Source organism: Actinopolymorpha singaporensis (assembly GCF_900104745.1).
Taxonomy (GTDB): Bacteria; Actinomycetota; Actinomycetes; order Propionibacteriales; family Actinopolymorphaceae; genus Actinopolymorpha; species Actinopolymorpha singaporensis.
Map to the genome: position 1 here is coordinate 702,335 of NZ_LT629732.1, position 16,374 is coordinate 718,708.

The following is a 16,374-nucleotide window of genomic DNA, read 5'->3' on the forward strand; positions in this document are numbered from 1 at the left end:
ATGGACGTGTCTTGAAGTGGCCGCCGACGCGGTGCCGCCCGCCGGGGCCGGCCGGTAGCGTCGACGGACGGAAGGCGGCCCGGAGAGCGAACGGCACAGCGGACAGCCGAGCAAACGGCAGAACGAACGGCACAGCGAACGGCAGAGGACGGGAGCGAGGGCGATGCGGGAGACGCGGACCGACGTGCTGGTGGTGGGCGGCGGCCTGGGCGGGGTCGCGGCCGCCCTGACCGCGCTGCGGCTGGGCCGGCGGGTGGTACTCACCGAGGAGAGCGGCTGGCTGGGCGGGCAGCTGACCAGCCAGGCCGTGCCGCCGGACGAGCACCCGTGGATCGAGAGCCGGTACGCCTCACCCAGCTACCGCGACCTGCGCCGGCGGATCCGCGACTTCTACCGCCGCAACCTGCCGTTGACGAAGGAGGCGGCCGACGACCCGTTGCTCAACCCCGGGAAGGGTTCGGTGAGCCCGCTGTGCGCCGAACCAGCCGCCGCCGTCACCGCGATCCACGAACTGCTGGCGCCCTACCTCACGGCCGGGAGGCTGATCGTCCTGCTGCACCACGCGCCGGTGACGGTGCACGGGCGGGGCGACTCGGTGGAGGCGGTGACGTTGCGTGACTCCAAGGGCGGCGCCGGAGGCGAGGGCGGCGCCGGAGGCGAGGGCGGCGGGGGCGGTGAGGGTGGCGAGGTGACGGTCGCCGCCGCGTACGTCGTGGACGCCACCGAGCTCGGCGACCTGCTCGCGCTCGGCGGCGTCGAACACGTCGTGGGGGCGGAGGGACAGGACCAGACCGGCGAGCCGCATGCGCCCGCCACCGCGAACCCGCTCGACCAGCAGGCGATCACCTGGTGCTTCGCCATCGAGCACCGGCCCGGCGAGGACCACACGGTCGAACCGCCGGCGAGCTACGAGCACTGGCGTACGCACGTCGCGCCGTTCTGGCCCGGCCCGCAGCTGTCCTGGACGGACGTCGCCCCGGAAACACTCGAACCCCGCCACCGCCCGATCTTCGTCGGCGACTCCGACGCCGACGGCTCCCGTGACTTCTGGCACTACCGCCGGATCGTGGCCCGTACGCACTACCGCCGGGACTCCGGCGAGCCGCTGATCGACTCCGACGTGACGCTGGTCAACTGGCCCCAGAACGACTACTGGGAGACGCCGCTGCTGGGCGTCGACGACGCCGACCGGGCCCGCGCCCTGCGGGAAAGTCGGGAGCTGTCCCTGTCTCTGCTGCACTGGATGCAGACGAGCGCCCCGCGTGAGGACGGCGGCGAGGGGTATCCGGGGCTGCGGCTGCGCCCGGACGTCACGGGTACGGCCGACGGGCTGGCGATGCGGCCCTACGTCCGGGAGTCCCGCCGGATCCGGGCGGAGTTCACCGTCACCGAACTGCACGTCGGGGTGGAGGCCGCCGGACCGGAGGGGCCCGCGCAGTTCGACGACTCCGTGGGCCTCGGCAACTACCGGATCGACCTGCACCCGAGCACCGCCGGCCGGACGTACGTCGACATCGACTCCTACCCGTTCCAGATCCCGCTCGGCGCCCTTGTCCCGGTGCGGATGGACAACCTGCTGCCCGCGAACAAGAACATCGGCTCCACCCACATCACCAACGGCTGTTACCGCCTGCATCCGGTGGAGTGGGCGATCGGCGAGGCGGTCGGCGCCCTGGTGGCGCACTGCCTGGACGACGGCCTGCGTCCCCGGCAGGTGTACGCGGAACCCGCGCGGCGAGGCGACTACCAGCGCCTGCTGGCCGACGGGCTCGGCATCGAGCTGGCCTGGCCCCGGGAGATCCGCACCCTGTCCACCAGCCGGCGCCCTCCGTACCCGCAACTGGTCGAGTAGGGGCTCGACAGCCGGTGCGGTCCGGTGCAGGATCCTCGCCAGGACGGCGCCGCGTGACGGGACGGAGACCGGAGACCGGAGACCGGAGGTCAGGATGGCCGACCAGGATGACGTACGCCGGATCGCGCTGGCGCTGCCGGACACCTCCGAGGGAGAGGACCGGTTCGGGTTCTCCGTACGGAACAAGGGCAAGGACCGCGGCTTCGCCTGGGTGTGGATGGAGCGCGTCCACCCGAAGAAGGCCCGGGTGCCACAGCCGGAGGTGCTGGCGGTACGGGTGGCGAACGAGGGCGAGAAGCAGGCGCTGCTCGCCGCCGACAGCGAGAAGTACTTCACCGAGCCGCACTACAACGGATACCCGGCCGTGCTCGTCCGGCTGGCCAACGTACCGGTCGACGAGCTCGAGGAACTGCTGACCGACGCGTGGCGTTGCCAGGCACCGCGTCAACTGGTGAAGGAGTTCGACGCTGCCCGCGGCTAGGGGTTCCGCGGGACGGGCGCGCGGCGTTGGACCGAACTGGCCCTGATTCACCCGATCGGGGTGAGGCGCAGTGCACGCCGCGATGTCTTGTGGGGTCTGTGGGGGGCGGCAGACATCAGTTCTGGGCCGCCCGGTCTGTCAGGAAGGAAACGCCATGACGGCACAGACACCTGAAGGAACCTTGGGAGCCTTTTCGCACGGGGAGCACCCGATCTTCGCCCAGCTTGCCCAGATGAACGTCGACACGTTGCCCAACTCCGAACTGGACGCACGCACGTACCACATCGCCCGACTTGCCGCACTGATCGCGATGGACGCGGCACCCGCGTCGTACTTCGCCAACCTCGCAGTGGCCCGGGAAGCGGGCCTGACGGTACAGGACGCGCAGGGCGTCTGCGTCGCCATCGCGCCGATCGTCGGCAGCTCGCGCGTCGTCGACGCCGCGGGCAACGTGTTGCGGGCGTTCGGACTGGCCGACCTCGCAGCTGAGTACGTACGCGAGGAGGACCTCACCGAGGAGGGCATGGAAGAAGGCCCGGTAGGACGTCCCGTCGAAGGCGCCGGCGAGGGCGCTGCTGGCGGCCCGGCAGCAGGAGGAGCGGCAGCAGGAGGAGCGGCAGCAGGAGGAGCGGCAGGTGCGGGCACCGCAACCGCGATACCGGGGCAGCGCGGCGAGGGGGCAGTCACCGAGCCTGAGGAAGGACGGCTCGGGGAAAGCCGGCTCGGTGAGGAGAAGATCGAGGAAGGCCGACGCGAGGAAAGCAGGATCGAACAGGGCGGCCCGGCGGGTGGTGGTGCCGCGACGTACGAAGAGTCCAGGGAGGAACGCTTCGTCGGCGCCCCCGAGGGCGAACAGGGTGCGTCGGGCGTCACCGGCGCCCGCGAGGCCACTGAGGGACGTGTCGAGGAAGGCGCCGCGACAGGAGAGGGCGAGAAGGACGAGACCATCGAGGAGAAGCTGCGCGGAAAGGTCAGCGGCTGGATGAAGCGCGATCAGTAGGCCACCGCCGGCAGATCCGTCTGGCAGACCCTTCACCTGTCGGCCGGTCACCATCGGGCGCCGCGTCAAGGTCCACTTGACACGGCGCCCTGGTCGTCTCCTGGCGGCGGGTCTGCCGGTCGAGCAGGCGGTTCAGTCGAGCACGCGGTTCAGGCAGGTTCCGTCAGGTAAGCAGATCTCTCCGCCGCTCCAGGAAGGCCCGCTCGGTGTTGTTGCCGCTGCGCGCGATGGCCGTGCCGTACGCGCGAATCGCCTCCTCGTCCCGGCCCAGCCGGCACAGCAGGTCCGCCCGGATGGCGTGGAACAGGTAGTAGCCGCCCAGGTCCAGCTCGTCGACCAGCGCGAGCGCCACCGCCGCACCCTCCACCTCGGCGACGGCGACCGCGCGGTTGAGCGCCGCGACCGGGTTCGGGCCGAGCGCCAGCAACTGGTCGTACAGCGCGACGATCTGCACCCAGTCCGTCGCGGCGGCAGTGGGCGCATCGCTGTGCACGGCGTTGATCGCCGCCTGGATCTGGTACGGCCCCGGTCGTCCGCGCCGCAGACACCGGCGTACGAGCGACTGGCCTTCGGTGACCAGTGCCCGGTCCCACAGTGAGCGGTCCTGGTCGGCCAGCCGGATCAGGTCGCCGTCCGCGCTCGTGCGTGCCGGCCGGCGGGACTCGACCAGGAGCATCAGCGCCAGCAGGCCGAGCGCCTCCGGTTCGTCCGGCATGAGGTCGGCGAGGACGCGGCCGAGCCGGATCCCCTCCGCGCACAGCTCCGCCCGGACGAGATGCTCGCCGCCGCTCGCGGCGTACCCCTCGTTGAAGATGAGGTAGAGGACGGCCAGCACCGCCCGCACCCGCTCCGGGAGATCGGCCTCGTTCGGCACGCGGTACGGGATCCGGGCGTCGCGGATCTTGCCCTTCGCCCGCACGAGGCGCTGCGCCATGGTGGATTCGGGCACCAGGAACGCCCGGGCGATCTCGGCGGTGGTGAGGCCGCCCAGCAGCCGCAGCGTGAGCGCCACCCGCGCGGCGGGCGCGAGCGCCGGGTGGCAACAGGTGAAGATGAGGCGCAGCCGTTCGTCACGCACGGCACCCTCCTCCGACGGTTCGGTGGCCGCGTGCAGCAGGGCGGCCTGGGCGTGCCGGTCCGCGCGGGACGACTCCCGCCGAAGCCGGTCGATCGCGCGGTTGCGGGCGGTGGTGATGATCCAGCCCGCGGGGCTCGGCGGAAGCCCGGCGGCCGGCCAGCGTTCCACTGCCGCGACGAACGCGTCCTGGACCGCCTCCTCGGCGAGTTCGATGTCGCCGAGGACGCGGACCAGCACCGCGACCGCGCGGCCGTACTCCGCGCGGAACACGCGTTCGATGTCCGCCGTGGTGATCGCCGGCATCAACAGGGACCCGAGGGCTCGTGGCAACCCGGGGATCTAGAGGTGGTCGTCCGGCTCGCCCTGGAAGGGGCGCACCTCGATCGGCAGCCGGGTCGCCCGGGCCAGCTTTCGGCCCCATTCCAGAGCCTCGTCCAGATCCTCCGCCGCGAGGATCGACAGGCCGCCGACGTGCTCCTTGCCCTCGACGTACGGGCCGTCGGTGGTGAGCAGTTCGCCGTCGTCGTAACGGACCACGGTGGCCGTGGTCGGCTCGTGCAGCCCGCCGGCGAAGACCCAGGCGCCCGCTTCGCGGAGTTCGTCGTTGAACTTCGCGACGTCGGTCATGATCGGCTCCAGGATCTCCGGGGCGGGCGGCCCCCCGTCGGGCTGCTGGATGCTGAGCAGGTAGTGCTTCGTCACGGTGTCCTCCGGTTCTCCTCGTTCGGTCTCACCGGCTCCTGGTCGGATGACCACTCCTGGCCAGTCTCGGCGCCGGTCACCGTCTAAACGAACTCGACCCGCCCGGATCGACATCCGCGCCCGCCCGATCTTCACGGGCTTTCCGTACGTCTTCTCCTCGACCGCGGGAGGCGAAGTATCCGCATCCGAGGATCAGTACGCAGCCCAGCAACTGCGCCGCGGTGGGGCGTTCGTGCAGGACCAGCGCGCCCAGCGCCACCGCGCCCACGGGGGTGAACAGCAGGAGGATCGCCCCGATGTGGCTGGGCAGCCGCGGGGAGGCGAGGGCCACCAGCAGCCAGCCGATCACCTGCCCACACACCGACACCAGGGCCAGCCAGCCGATCGCGGTCCAGCCCGGCGAGAGATCCACGCCGTGCCAGACCGCACCCAGCACGAGCGAGACGACCGCGGCGGTCGCGATGACGTCGCCGTACGCCGCGATCACCGGACCGCCGTGGCCTCCGCGCCGGAGCAGGAAGAGGTACCCCGAGTAACACAGCGCGGCCAGCCCGGCGTGCACCGCGCCGGCCACCGGCCTGCTCCCGGCCGCCCCGCCGTCGACGACGCCGGCCGTCAGCGCCACCCCCACCAGCAGCAGCGGAAGGACCACCAGGAACCGTGAAGTGACGCGTTCGCGGTCGACGAGCCAGGCGAGCAGGGGCACGAACACGACCTGCAGATTGACCAGCACGGTCGACAGCCCGGCGCCGACCTCGGCGATCGCCTGCGTCCACAACAACATGTCGCCCGCGAACAGCACGCCGGCCGCCATGGCGAACAGGTGCAGGCGCCGCGACAGCACACCCGAGCGCCGGCGCTCCAGCGCGACCAGCGGGGCGAGCAGCGGCAGGGCGAGCAGGCAGCGGTAGAAGGACGCGGTGCCCGGTGACGTGCGGGACAGGTCGATGAGGACCGCCGAGCCGGATACACCGAGCGCGCCGGCGGCCAGTACCGGCCCCGGATGACGTCCCAGCCACGTCCTGTCCCGCGCCGTGTGACCCGCCGTGGGACCCGCCGTGGGACCCGCTGCCTCGCTCACAACGTCGTCGCCTCCCGGTCGTCTCGGCATCGTCCCGCGTCTGCCCGGCGGCCCACACTAGTTGTCCGAGCTGACTGGTACGTTCCCCCACATGTCGCGGCTGACCGTGGACCCGTCGGGCACTCACCTGCGTCTGGGTGAGGCGTTCTTTCCGCTGGTCATGGACACGGCATGGAGCAGCTTCGCCGACCCCGGCGAGGAGGAGTGGCGCAGCTATCTCGCCACCCGCCGCCTGCAGGGTTTCACCTGTGTGGCCGTGTCGGTGCTGCCGATCCTGCACGACCGGGACGAGCGGGCCGGTTCGCGCGAGCCGTTCGCCCTCGACGGCGCCGGACACCCCGACTTCGGCCGGCCCGACGAGGGCTACTTCGCCCAGGCGCGGGAGTTCACCCGGATCGCGCACGAGGAGTACGGCCTCCGGCTGCTGCTCGTCGTGCTGTGGAACAACTACGTTCCGGGCACCTGGGCCGCGGCCCGCACGCCCTACGCCGTGATGCCCGACAGGCATCGGCGCGCGTACGTCGAGCGCGTGGCCCGCACGTTCGGTGACCTGGAGCCGGTCATCGCCGTCGGCGGGGACGACAACTACCGCGTCCCGGAGGCGAACTCGGCCTATGTCGAGGCGGCCGCCCACCTGCGCGAGACCGCGCCACGCTGCCTGCTCACCACCCACTCGGCTCCGCATGCCGACCTGCCGGACGACCTCGCCGACGCGCTGGACTTCTTCTGCCACCAGTCCGGCCACGACGTACGCAACGTCGACCTGGCATGGCAGCAGGCCGTGCCCTACCTCGCTCGTTCCCCTCGCAAGCCGCTGCTCGCCGCCGAACCGGCGTACGAGCAGCACGGCAGGGTCAACGGGCACGGCCGGTGGAGCCGCGACGACGTACGCCGGGCGAGCTGGACGAGCGTGCTGGCGGGTGCCGCCGCGGGGATCGGGTACGGCGCGCACGGCATGTGGATGTGGCATTCACCGAGCGCGCGGTTCACCTCCGGCGGCGCGTCGCTGGAGCCGTACCCGTGGCCGACCGCGCTGGGCTTCCCAGGCGCGCTGGACATCTCGCTGATGGCTCGGCTGTTCGTCGACCACCGGCTCTACCGCCTCACGCCCGCGCAGGAGTTGCTCGCCGACGGCGCCGGTGAGGTGCTCCGGCTGGGGGCGAGTCCCGAACGGGACCTCCTCGTGCTCTACCTGCCGTACAGCCGGGACGCCGAGGTGCTGTTCGATCTGCGCGGCCACCGCCTCACCGGCTGGGACCTCGCCGAACGCGCCCCGGTCACCGTCGACCCGGTTTTCGGGAACGGCCGGACGCGGCTGCGACAGCTGCCGAGCCTGTCCGACCAACTAGTCGTCGCCGAGCGGACCCGCTGACATGGCCGTTGCGTTCCGGCCCGGGCAGGTGGTCGTCCGGCGGTGTCTGCATCCCGACGGCCGGTTGGCGGCCGTGCAGTGCGCACGGGTCGTCGCCGACGACGAGCGCGGGCTGGCGATCTGGATCGGTGCGGGCTCCACCACCATGCGCCGGGTCGACCTGCACGGCGAGCCCACCAGGCACCTGCCGTACGCCGAGGAACTCGCGATGCCGACCATGCTTGCGCCCACCCCGCACGAGCGCTTCGGCACGCTCATCCTCACCCCGGCCGACGCCGGGCACTCGGTTGCGTGGGCCTTCGACACTCCCGGCGAGTTGCTCGGGTGGTACGTCAACCTCGAGTCCCCTGTGCTGCGATGGAGCGGTGGCATCGACGTGTTCGACTTCGCCCTGGACGTCCTCGTCCGGCCCGATCGCCGGTGGGAGTGGAAGGACGAGGACGACTTCGCCGACCAGACCGGTCATCCGTTGTTCTGGACCGCGGCGGAGGCGAAGGTGATCCGGGCGCGGGCGGAGGCGGTCACGGAGGCGATCGACCGAGGCGAGTTCCCGTTCGACGGCACGTGGTGCGACTACCTCCCCGAGCCGGGCTGGGGCCCGACACCGCTGCCGACCTGGTGGGACCTCCCTACCCTGGCAGCGCCACGCGTCGACATGACCGCGGTCGGGCTGGAACAGCTCGCGCTCCCGAGGCGGGACAGCCCGGGCACCTGGTCGACGGCGACGTGATCGCGGGCGAGTTCACCTTGTCCACGATCATTCTGGGCGCGTTCCGGAGCGCGACGCTCGGGTACTGGATCGACGTCGGCTACACCCGCCGCGGCCTGGCGACTCGCGGTGTGCAGCAGGTCTGTCAGGCGGCCCGGGACGAGATGGGCCTGCATCGCGTCGAGGCGTCCACCATCGTCGCGAACGCCGCCTCCCAGGGCGTGCTGCGCAAGTCCGGGTTCGAGCAGATCGGTACCGCACCGCGCTACCTGCACGTCGGTGGCGAGTGGCAGGACTGCCATCTGTTCCAGCGGATCCTGCACGACGAAGCGCTGCCGGGGCTCTGACCGAGTTCACCGGCGGCGTGCTGGGGAGTCAAGGGGCGTACGCGCGGAATGCGGTGCGCCGGTAGCGGGTTGCCGAATGGCGTACGTACTCCTTTGAAGGGACCGACCGCGCAACTCCCGGCCGGCCCGTCCGCCGTGGTGAGGAGCCCGCCATGACCGCCGTTCTGCCCGAGGAACTGAAGAAACTCGTCGACGAGGAGAAGGTGTTCGCCACCGTGGCGACCCTGCTGCCGGACGGACAGCCGCACCTCACCGTCGTCTGGGTGAAGCGCGATGGTGACGAGCTGCTCTTCTCCACCATCGACGATCGTGTCCAGGGCAGGAACCTCGCCCGCGATCCGCGGATCAGCATGCTGATCAGCCCACCCGACGAGCCCTACACGTACACCGAGATTCGCGGTACGGCCGGCATCGTCCCGGACCCCGACAGTCGCCTTCCGCACGAGCTCTTGCTGAAGTACCTGGGAGGCGCCCCCGCCGAGGGCGCCTCGGAGACCGGTCGGATCATCGTGCGCGTGACTCCGGAGAGAATCACCCGCTGGCCGAAGTCCGCCTGAGTGTCGAAGCCTGTCTGGGCATCGGAGTGAGCGCGCGCCGAGGACCTGGCGGGCGAGGTCAACCACGGCCCATTCTTGCTTTCACAAAGAAACTTTCAAAAGCTTCGCAACCTGTTGGGTCGCTCACGACTTCTGCTCACTGGGTCCGGACGAGATCCGGTCCTGGCGCCTCTCGGAGGACGCCAAGCACTCAGTGGGGGACCAACCTTGTACAAGAAGATTGCGGCCGTTCTGGCCACCTGCGTTCTGGCTACGCTCGGTCTTGTCGGCATCGCCACCGCGGACGACGACAAGTACAACTGTGACGACTTCCGTTATCAGGAAGACGCGCAGGCGGTCTACAACCAGGACCGGTCCGACCCGAACGACCTCGACCGGGACAACGACGGGATCGCCTGCGAGACGCTGCCGCACCGCCCCAAGGGCAGCAGTGGCGGGAGCGACAGCGGCAAGAGCAACGACGACAGCAACAGCAACAGCCGCCAAGACGCCGACGACAACGGTGGCATCCGGCTGCCGTCGCTGATCCACACCGGCGGCGGGGCGACCGCCTGACAAGCCGAAACGTGCACGGGCGGGCGTGGGCGATCCCCACGCCCGCCCGGCGTCAACTCAACCTTGTCAGTCCTCAGGTCCCGGAAAGCCAGCCCACATGCGCCGCTTCGTCACGTGCATCTTTGTCGTACTGCTCACCTCAGCACTTCTCGCGAGCTGTGGTGGTGCACCCGCATCAGTCGCCGCACCCGGATCCGCGAAGCACGGCGCGACCACGCAGGCCGCTCCGTCCGCCAAGCCGGTCACCACTTCCAGGGCATCAGCGAATGCCGCTCGAGGTCAGGTCGCCGACCCGGCGTTCCTCACCATCCCCGCCATTGACGTGGATGCCACCGTGGTCGGTGTCGGGCTGCTACCGGACGGGGAGATGGAGACTCCGGCGTACGACTCCAACCAGGCCGGTTGGTACGTCGAAGGAGCACGGCCCGGCGAGCCCGGACCGGCGGTCATCGTTGCCCACGTCGACTCCAGGACCGGCCGAGACGTCTTCTACCGGCTCCGGGAACTCCAACCCGGCGATCGGATCACCGTGACCGACCTGGCCGACGCGCGTCACACCTTCACCGTCGAACGACTCGAACGCGCCGACAGGGATGCGCTTCCGTACGGGCGGATCTGGAACAGGGACAAGCATCCAGTCCTCCGGTTGATCACCTGCGCCGGCTCCTACGACCGCTCCAACGGCGGATACCAGCAGAACCTCATCGTGTACGCAAGCTGAGCTTGCAGTCGGTAAACCTCTGGGTACCAGCGCGGGCACGTGGAAGACTGTGCGCTCGTGAACGACGTTCCTGTGCTACCGGTGAAGAACGCCGACGGGTCGGTGCTGGTGAGTCTCGAGCGGCTCGCCGAGGAGGATCTCGTCCGCCTGGACCCATCCGTACCGTTGACGGCTTCGCTGGTGGTGCTCTGGCACGGCGGCACCTGTCTGATGGTCTTCAACCGGTTCCGGCAGCTGTGGGAGTTGCCGGGCGGCATGATCGATCCGGGTGAGACTCCTCGCGAGGCCGCCGTACGCGAACTCGAGGAGGAGAGCGGGCAGCGGACGCACGACCTCGACCTCGCGGGCGTGGCCCGGGTGACCTGCGCACCCGACGACCGGAGCGAGTTCCTCGCCGTCTACCGAGGCCGGGTGGATACGCCGCTCCCGTTCGTACCGAACGCCGAGATGTCCGGCGCGACGTGGTGGCACCCGGCTACGGAACTCCCCGACCTGACGCCCATCGACGCTGCCCTCGCCCGGCTGTGCCCCGCGGAGTAGGCCGGTCAGGCTTCGTTCGCGGCTACGACGGTGGCGAGGAAGTCCCGGGTTTCGCGGTGTCGATGCAGCAGGTCCGCGTACGTCGACGGCCCGTCGTCGCCGTACCTGATCCGCAGCGCCTCGGTGAGGATCGGCCGCCAGTGTGGCCCGAACGCCTCGGTTTCCACTGCCCATCGGCCGGCACCGCCCTTGGAGTGCAGCCGTCCGGTGACCAGCAGTGCGTGCAGTCGAACGGAGCCGAGTACGCACCACTCCACGAACCACGGATCGACCGCCCGGTCCGGCGCCGTCTCGGCGAGCCGATCCAGCTTGTTCACCCACCTCCTCCAATATGTCCGCAGGTTGTTGCCGGTGTTGGCGAGCAGCGTGGCCTTGTCCGTCCACACGCCGAGCTCCGCGACCGCGGGCCCGCGTACCGCCACGCCGTGCTCGTGCAACTCGTGCCACGTCACCAGGGACACGGTGATTCGCCCACTCGGCTCGAACTTGGTTTCGAGGCAGCCCGGAACGTTCGGGCACCGGTCGGGATCGGCGGCGAGATCTGCACGCAGCAGGTATCCCCCGTCGAAGTAGGGACGCGGGTACAGCCGGTCCAGCTCCTCGTGGACGGTGGCGAGTGCGGTGACCTCGGGCTCGGTGGGTCGGTGGGACGTCAGAGCCACGAAGTCGATGTCGCTGTGACTCGGGCAGAAGTCCCCCAGCGCCGTGGACCCGTGCAGGTAGAGGCCCCGGACGAGACCCGGAACGGCCGCGTCGACGAGTCGGAGATAGGTGTCCGTCACTTCGTGCACCTGCGCAGGCAACATGCCGCCCCATCCTATTGGTGTTGAGCGCGCCGAGCCCGCGTGGTAACGATTGCCGAAGGCCGTCGCGGCGTCTGACACAGCAGGCAGGTAGGCGAGCACATGCCCGGTGAGTACGAGGTCCGACCGCCCGTCCTAGCCGACGCCGACGCGCTCGGTGAGGTGCACGTTCGGGTCTGGCGGGAGGCGTACCCGGGCCTGATGCCACAGGAGTATCTCGACCAACTGGATCCCCGACGGTCGGCCGAGCGGTGGCGAGCCACGCTGACCGATGGGTCCGCCGAACAGCTCGTACGACTGGTCGGGCTGCACGCGGGAGAGATCGCCGGGTTCGTCGTCGTCGGGCCGGCTCGCGACGACAATCCGCCGGCGCCACGGGAACTCCAGGCCATCAACGTACTGGCTGCCCACCATGGCACCGGCCTGGCCGACCTGCTCCTGGCCACGGCCCTCGGAGACTCGCCGGCCTACCTGTGGGTCCTGGAAGGCAACGAGCGCGCCATCGCGTTCTATCGCCGGCACGGCTTCACGACCGACGGGGCGACGACGACACACGAGTCCACCGGGAAGCCCCTGCACCGGATGGTTCGGCAATAAAGGGCCTCACGCGCGTACCGCCGACCCCGCGCGGTTTGGCCAGAACTCTGTGACGTCTTGTCCCTCTGGAGGGATATACATCGAACTGGTTTGATGTATATCGTGGGGACGTGGCTGCCGGGTCGAAGCATGCGGACGTCTCCCCGCCCGTCTTTCTCCAGCTGGCGGGCAACCCCGTGCGCTGGCGACTCCTCACCGAGCTGGCGCGCAGCGACCTGCGAGTCGGGGAGCTCGTCGCCGCGATCGACCAACCCCAGAACACGGTTTCGTACCACCTCGGACGCCTGCGCGCCGCGGGTCTCGTCTCCATGCGACGCAGCTCCGCCGATCATCGCGACAGCTACTACCACGCGGACCTCAACCGATGCGGGGAACTGCTCGCGTCGACGGGCGCCGCGCTTCATCCCGGGCTGAGCACCGCAGTCCAGCCAGCCTTGACAGTACGCCGGACCCGCATCCGGAATCGAAACGCTCGGAAGGTCCGGGTGCTGTTCCTCTGCACCGGCAACAGTGCACGGTCGCAGATGGCCGAAGCGCTGCTCGCGCGGGCGGCCGGTGAGTACGCCGAGGTCGCCAGTGCCGGCAGCCACCCCAAAGAGCTGCACCCGAATGCCGTACGCGCCATGCGGGCGTACGACATCGACCTCACCGGTCGGCGGAGCAAGCATCTCGACGAGTTCGCCGGACGACGGTTCCACCACGTCATCACGTTGTGCGACAAGCTTCGCGAGATCTGCCCGGAGTTCACCGGGAGCCCCGAGACCGCCCACTGGAGCATCGCCGATCCCGCAGCGGAGGGCGGCTATGCCGCGTTCAGACGGGTCGCAGCCGACCTTCACACCCGCATCGTGTTCCTCACCCACTACCTGGGCATACCTACGACCACTGCGACACCAACGACACCAACGACACCAACGACAAGGGAGTGAGCCCGCCATGACCGAGACCGCGGACAACGTCGTCAGCGTCCGCTACGTCGTCGACGACGTACAGGCAGCGATCGACTTCTACACGACCCACCTCGGGTTCACGGTGCACACCGCACACGTGCCCGCCTTCGCCGACGTGACCCGCGGCTCCCTGCGACTGTTGTTGTCCGGCGAGCAGAGCTCCGGCGCCCGCGCCACCCCGCAGGACGCCAAGGGCCCCGGTCGCAACCGGATCCACCTCATCGTCGACGACCTCGACGCCGAGATCGAGCGGCTGCGCGCGGCCGGGCTGTCCTTCCGCAGCGACCTGGTGACGGGGCCAGGCGGCCGGCAGATCCTCCTGGCCGACCCTTCCGGGAACCTCGTCGAACTGTTCGCCGCTGCAGGACGCGGCTGACCAGGCGGACTGGTCGGACTGGTCGGGCTGGGCGGATTCAGTCGCGATCGTCGGCTCGGAGTCGCAGCAACGCCGGGAGTTCCGCCAGCGAACTGATCACCTGGATGCCCCGCTCGCTCGCCGGGCCCGCACTCGCACCCGTACGGTCGAGCCAGTACGCCTGCAGACCGGCATCCCGCGCACCCACCGCGTCCACGGCGTACTTGTCCCCGACGTAGGCGACCTCGTGGGGCGGCAGACCGAGCAGCGCACAACCGGCCCGGAAGATGCTCGGATGCGGCTTCGCCGTCCCGTGTGACTCCGAGCAGACGATCGCGGCGCCGAAGTACGCCAGCAGGCCGATCCGTTCCAGCTTGCGCAACTGGTGGTCGTGCGAGGAGTTGGAGATCACACCGAGGCGGTAGGCGGAGGCGAGGGATTCCAGCAGCGGCGCGGCGTCCGGGAACGCCGCCCAGCGCGCGTCGCGGTGGGACACATAACCGGCGAACCACGCGGCCGCCTCCGAGTCGGAGATCCCCTCGGCCGGAAGGCAGCCGAGGTGGGAGAGGAAGCGTCTGGTTCGGGAAAGCTGCTGCTCGGTGAAGGTCTGCTCGCCCGCCAGGAAGCGCGCGTGCTCCTCGTCCACGAATCGTCTCCAGACGGCGACGAGTTCCTCCGAGTCGGGAAAGCGGTCCAGGAGGTCGAGGGCGGCCAGGTGCGCGAGCAGACCGGACCGCTCCGAGGACGAGTAGTCGAAGAGGGTGTCGTCGATGTCGAACAGCACTCCCCGGACGGGCGCCGATCCGGAGAGCGCCGGTCCAGAGAGCGCCGATCCGGAGGGTGCGGGTGAGGTCGGCAGGTCGCTTGTCATCGCGGCGGCGCCCCTCACGTGTGGCTGACGTCGCGAAGCGCAGGTCAGCGTCGGATCAGCGTGGGCACAGCGCCGGATCCCGGTCCGGATCGGCGCCGGCTCAGCCCCATCCTGACATGTCGGCGTGGTCAGGCGGCGTGGAGTTCTCCGCGCCGCTGCCGCCACCCGCGGTCCGGGCCTGCCGCGCCTGCTCCAGCGCCTCCTCGCCCTTGAACCCGTAGGTCAGCCCGAAGAGCGCCAGCAGGGTGATGATGCTGAACACGATCCACCATCCCATGACCGCAGTGTGAGGATCGTTGCGCACACTGGCAACAGCCGGCCCGGATCGGTGATCCGATCGTGTCCAGCCGTACACCATCGGTCGATCCGTAGGTCGCTGATCAACGGTCAGTTGGCGTCGCGAGCTGTCCGCGCAGCCTTGGTCAACCCCCAGCAGGCCATACGCGGCGAACGCTGGTGTCAGGGGAGCCCACTCATGCGGCCCACCACAGAACACCACCCGCGACGACGGCGCGGCAGGATCGACCGACCGCAGGCCCGCCCGCGCCCTCCAGCGGTTCATCGCGTTCGCCCGCGACTCGTCCGGGTTGCGGTAGCCGAGTACGACGACGGCCTCCGTCCCTTCGCGATCGGGGTTGGTGAGGCGGCGCGACGCCCGCCAGTGAACCGCCTCCGCCCATGCCATGGCGAGCGCGACAGGCACGAGGAACCCCAAGGTCCCGCGAAGTGAGACCACACGTCCTCCTGGGAGATCCTCTGCGTCGTCCCATCATCCACCCTGCTCGCGTCCCCGCCCGGCGTGTCCTTGTTCGGTGTGGCGAGGGACGTTGGAAGGCCTTCCTCAACCCGCAGCGTCACAGGTCACTCGTCCCGGTGGCTGTTGACGTTGATCACGTTGCCGTCAGGAGCGCGTACGAAGAACCTCCGAATGCCCCATGGTTCGGTGGTGAGCGGGTAGACGATCTCGTAGCCGCGCCGTTGCGCGTCCTCGTACGCCGCCTCGATGTCGTCGCCGACCGCGGCCGAGATCACCGAGTCGACCGGAGCAGTGGCGTCGCGGGTGACGAGCTGGACGACGGCCCGGCCGTCCGGGGACCGGAAGTTGGCGACCCAGCCCATGTTGAACGCCTCGACGCTCAGCCCGAGGTAGTCCGTGTAGAAGTCGCGGGCCTTGCCGATGTCCGGGACGGACAGGTTGGCCCTGATCTCGGTGACCTGCATGGGAGGCTCCTTTTCTCGGCAGCGGTACGACCCAGTCATTCTGTTCCGGTCCGACTCGCCGATCCAGCACAGCACGACAAGACCTGCGGCGTGTCCGGACTCAGCTACCTGCGCACGGGCCGGGTCCAGTAGAGCCAGGGGCCGGAGCAGGGCTTGAAACCCGCCGATGCGTAGAAGCCCACCACGTCCTCGTCGAGAGCGGACACGAAGACGACCTCGGCGCCGGCCGCAGCAAGCCAGGACAGGCTGCGGTCGAGCAGCGAGCGGCCAACTCCCCGGCCACGAGATGCCGGCTCGACGAGGAGTTCCTCCACCGTTCCGTACGCCTCGATGCCGTAGTCGACGAACGTGGCGACCACCAGGCCGGCAACCTGCTCGCCGTTCGTCGCGACGAACGTCTGTGCTTCCTGACGTACGCGGGGAAGCGTCGTGCCATCAGCTCCTTCAGCGTGCAGATGGCGCAGGAGCCACGTGATGCCGTTGCGATCAGCGACCGTCGCCGGGCGAACGACGGCGCCGTCACGGCCCTCTTCATGTCCGGTCAACGTCCCACCTCCTCAGGTCCCCGGTGAGCGACCGTAG

The 16,374-nt window shown here is 70.0% G+C and carries 21 protein-coding genes; 13 read left to right on the top strand and 8 right to left on the bottom strand.

Annotated features, from left to right (window positions below; all coding sequences use genetic code 11):
* The first annotated feature begins 163 nt into the window (after positions 1-163).
* The 3 genes from BLU27_RS03220 (at position 164) to BLU27_RS29730 (ending at position 3,333) form a co-directional block, all read left to right on the top strand.
* Positions 164-1,852, top strand: a complete 1,689-nt coding sequence (locus tag BLU27_RS03220; protein ID WP_092650418.1) for an FAD-dependent oxidoreductase — start codon at positions 164-166, stop codon at positions 1,850-1,852.
* Positions 1,853-1,946: 94 nt separating this feature from the next.
* Positions 1,947-2,333 carry an MmcQ/YjbR family DNA-binding protein gene (locus BLU27_RS03225; RefSeq protein WP_092650420.1) on the top strand — a complete coding sequence of 129 codons (387 nt, stop codon included), beginning with the start codon at positions 1,947-1,949 and terminating at the stop codon, positions 2,331-2,333.
* Between the two features lie 154 nt (positions 2,334-2,487).
* Positions 2,488-3,333: a carboxymuconolactone decarboxylase family protein gene (locus BLU27_RS29730; RefSeq protein WP_197681652.1), complete on the top strand. Its 846-nt coding sequence runs from the start codon at positions 2,488-2,490 to the stop codon at positions 3,331-3,333.
* A 163-nt stretch (positions 3,334-3,496) separates the two neighbouring features.
* Here the strand turns inward: BLU27_RS29730 and BLU27_RS03235 are convergent, their stop codons facing one another.
* The 3 genes from BLU27_RS03235 to BLU27_RS03245 form a co-directional block, all read right to left on the bottom strand.
* Positions 3,497-4,714 (bottom strand): RNA polymerase sigma factor, encoded by a 1,218-nt coding sequence (locus BLU27_RS03235; RefSeq protein ID WP_092650422.1) that lies wholly within the window; start codon positions 4,712-4,714, stop codon positions 3,497-3,499.
* 36 nt (positions 4,715-4,750) lie between these two features.
* On the bottom strand, positions 4,751-5,113 hold the full coding sequence (locus tag BLU27_RS03240; RefSeq protein WP_241827758.1) for a YciI family protein: 363 nt from the start codon (positions 5,111-5,113) through the stop codon (positions 4,751-4,753).
* Positions 5,114-5,189: 76 nt separating this feature from the next.
* On the bottom strand, positions 5,190-6,194 hold the full coding sequence (locus tag BLU27_RS03245; RefSeq protein ID WP_197681653.1) for a DMT family transporter: 1,005 nt from the start codon (positions 6,192-6,194) through the stop codon (positions 5,190-5,192).
* A gap of 91 nt (positions 6,195-6,285) precedes the next feature.
* Here BLU27_RS03245 and BLU27_RS03250 point away from each other — a divergent pair, with 91 nt between their 5' ends.
* From BLU27_RS03250 to BLU27_RS03280, 7 genes are all read left to right on the top strand, one after another.
* On the top strand, positions 6,286-7,566 hold the full coding sequence (locus BLU27_RS03250; RefSeq protein WP_092650426.1) for an apiosidase-like domain-containing protein: 1,281 nt from the start codon (positions 6,286-6,288) through the stop codon (positions 7,564-7,566).
* A 1-nt stretch (position 7,567) separates the two neighbouring features.
* Positions 7,568-8,296 carry a ribonuclease FAU-1 family protein gene (locus tag BLU27_RS03255; RefSeq protein ID WP_197681654.1) on the top strand — a complete coding sequence of 243 codons (729 nt, stop codon included), beginning with the start codon at positions 7,568-7,570 and terminating at the stop codon, positions 8,294-8,296.
* Positions 8,293-8,622, top strand: coding sequence for a GNAT family N-acetyltransferase (locus tag BLU27_RS03260; RefSeq protein ID WP_172804830.1), 330 nt, complete (start codon positions 8,293-8,295; stop codon positions 8,620-8,622). The genes BLU27_RS03255 and BLU27_RS03260 overlap by 4 nt, the downstream gene beginning before the upstream one ends.
* Before the next feature lie 152 nt (positions 8,623-8,774).
* Positions 8,775-9,179: a PPOX class F420-dependent oxidoreductase gene (locus BLU27_RS03265; protein WP_092650430.1), complete on the top strand. Its 405-nt coding sequence runs from the start codon at positions 8,775-8,777 to the stop codon at positions 9,177-9,179.
* 207 nt (positions 9,180-9,386) lie between these two features.
* A complete protein-coding gene (locus BLU27_RS29735) occupies positions 9,387-9,734 on the top strand; it encodes an excalibur calcium-binding domain-containing protein (protein ID WP_197681655.1) in 348 nt (115 codons plus the stop codon).
* 97 nt (positions 9,735-9,831) lie between these two features.
* Entirely contained in the window at positions 9,832-10,455 is a 624-nt protein-coding gene (locus tag BLU27_RS03275) for a class F sortase (RefSeq protein WP_092650432.1), read from the top strand.
* Positions 10,456-10,512: 57 nt separating this feature from the next.
* Entirely contained in the window at positions 10,513-10,995 is a 483-nt protein-coding gene (locus tag BLU27_RS03280; protein ID WP_092650434.1) for an NUDIX hydrolase, read from the top strand.
* Between the two features lie 5 nt (positions 10,996-11,000).
* Here BLU27_RS03280 and BLU27_RS03285 read toward each other — a convergent pair whose 3' ends face one another.
* Positions 11,001-11,801 carry a nucleotidyltransferase domain-containing protein gene (locus BLU27_RS03285; RefSeq protein ID WP_092650436.1) on the bottom strand — a complete coding sequence of 267 codons (801 nt, stop codon included), beginning with the start codon at positions 11,799-11,801 and terminating at the stop codon, positions 11,001-11,003.
* Between the two features lie 99 nt (positions 11,802-11,900).
* On the opposite strand from BLU27_RS03285, the gene BLU27_RS03290 reads away from it, so the two are divergent.
* The 3 genes from BLU27_RS03290 (at position 11,901) to BLU27_RS03300 (ending at position 13,721) form a co-directional block, all read left to right on the top strand.
* On the top strand, positions 11,901-12,395 hold the full coding sequence (locus BLU27_RS03290; RefSeq protein ID WP_092650438.1) for a GNAT family N-acetyltransferase: 495 nt from the start codon (positions 11,901-11,903) through the stop codon (positions 12,393-12,395).
* A gap of 110 nt (positions 12,396-12,505) precedes the next feature.
* Complete coding sequence (locus BLU27_RS03295) at positions 12,506-13,324, top strand: arsenate reductase/protein-tyrosine-phosphatase family protein (protein ID WP_092650440.1); 819 nt, start codon at positions 12,506-12,508, stop codon at positions 13,322-13,324.
* Between the two features lie 7 nt (positions 13,325-13,331).
* The gene (locus tag BLU27_RS03300) at positions 13,332-13,721 is read left to right on the top strand and encodes a VOC family protein (protein WP_092650442.1); all 390 of its coding nucleotides are present in this window, start codon (positions 13,332-13,334) and stop codon (positions 13,719-13,721) included.
* Between the two features lie 37 nt (positions 13,722-13,758).
* Here BLU27_RS03300 and BLU27_RS03305 read toward each other — a convergent pair whose 3' ends face one another.
* From BLU27_RS03305 to BLU27_RS03320, 4 genes are all read right to left on the bottom strand, one after another.
* Positions 13,759-14,571, bottom strand: coding sequence for an HAD family hydrolase (locus BLU27_RS03305; protein WP_092650444.1), 813 nt, complete (start codon positions 14,569-14,571; stop codon positions 13,759-13,761).
* A gap of 100 nt (positions 14,572-14,671) precedes the next feature.
* On the bottom strand, positions 14,672-14,848 hold the full coding sequence (locus tag BLU27_RS28750; protein ID WP_157728187.1) for a hypothetical protein: 177 nt from the start codon (positions 14,846-14,848) through the stop codon (positions 14,672-14,674).
* 584 nt (positions 14,849-15,432) lie between these two features.
* Positions 15,433-15,792 (bottom strand): VOC family protein, encoded by a 360-nt coding sequence (locus tag BLU27_RS03315; RefSeq protein ID WP_092650446.1) that lies wholly within the window; start codon positions 15,790-15,792, stop codon positions 15,433-15,435.
* Positions 15,793-15,896: 104 nt separating this feature from the next.
* Entirely contained in the window at positions 15,897-16,337 is a 441-nt protein-coding gene (locus tag BLU27_RS03320; RefSeq protein ID WP_092650448.1) for a GNAT family N-acetyltransferase, read from the bottom strand.
* Positions 16,338-16,374: the final 37 nt, after the last annotated feature.

What these genes read in the sequence shown, in the direction of transcription:
- BLU27_RS03220 (WP_092650418.1), top strand. Translation starts at nt 164, where the DNA reads ATGCGGGAGACGCGGACCGACGTGCTGGTGGTGGGCGGCGGCCTGGGC.
- BLU27_RS03225 (WP_092650420.1), top strand. Translation starts at nt 1,947, where the DNA reads ATGGCCGACCAGGATGACGTACGCCGGATCGCGCTGGCGCTGCCGGAC.
- BLU27_RS29730 (WP_197681652.1), top strand. Translation starts at nt 2,488, where the DNA reads ATGACGGCACAGACACCTGAAGGAACCTTGGGAGCCTTTTCGCACGGG.
- BLU27_RS03235 (WP_092650422.1), bottom strand. Translation starts at nt 4,714, where the DNA reads ATGCCGGCGATCACCACGGCGGACATCGAACGCGTGTTCCGCGCGGAG.
- BLU27_RS03250 (WP_092650426.1), top strand. Translation starts at nt 6,286, where the DNA reads ATGTCGCGGCTGACCGTGGACCCGTCGGGCACTCACCTGCGTCTGGGT.
- BLU27_RS03255 (WP_197681654.1), top strand. Translation starts at nt 7,568, where the DNA reads ATGGCCGTTGCGTTCCGGCCCGGGCAGGTGGTCGTCCGGCGGTGTCTG.
- BLU27_RS03265 (WP_092650430.1), top strand. Translation starts at nt 8,775, where the DNA reads ATGACCGCCGTTCTGCCCGAGGAACTGAAGAAACTCGTCGACGAGGAG.
- BLU27_RS03275 (WP_092650432.1), top strand. Translation starts at nt 9,832, where the DNA reads ATGCGCCGCTTCGTCACGTGCATCTTTGTCGTACTGCTCACCTCAGCA.
- BLU27_RS03285 (WP_092650436.1), bottom strand. Translation starts at nt 11,801, where the DNA reads ATGTTGCCTGCGCAGGTGCACGAAGTGACGGACACCTATCTCCGACTC.
- BLU27_RS03290 (WP_092650438.1), top strand. Translation starts at nt 11,901, where the DNA reads ATGCCCGGTGAGTACGAGGTCCGACCGCCCGTCCTAGCCGACGCCGAC.
- BLU27_RS03300 (WP_092650442.1), top strand. Translation starts at nt 13,332, where the DNA reads ATGACCGAGACCGCGGACAACGTCGTCAGCGTCCGCTACGTCGTCGAC.
- BLU27_RS03305 (WP_092650444.1), bottom strand. Translation starts at nt 14,571, where the DNA reads ATGACAAGCGACCTGCCGACCTCACCCGCACCCTCCGGATCGGCGCTC.
- BLU27_RS28750 (WP_157728187.1), bottom strand. Translation starts at nt 14,848, where the DNA reads ATGGGATGGTGGATCGTGTTCAGCATCATCACCCTGCTGGCGCTCTTC.
- BLU27_RS03315 (WP_092650446.1), bottom strand. Translation starts at nt 15,792, where the DNA reads ATGCAGGTCACCGAGATCAGGGCCAACCTGTCCGTCCCGGACATCGGC.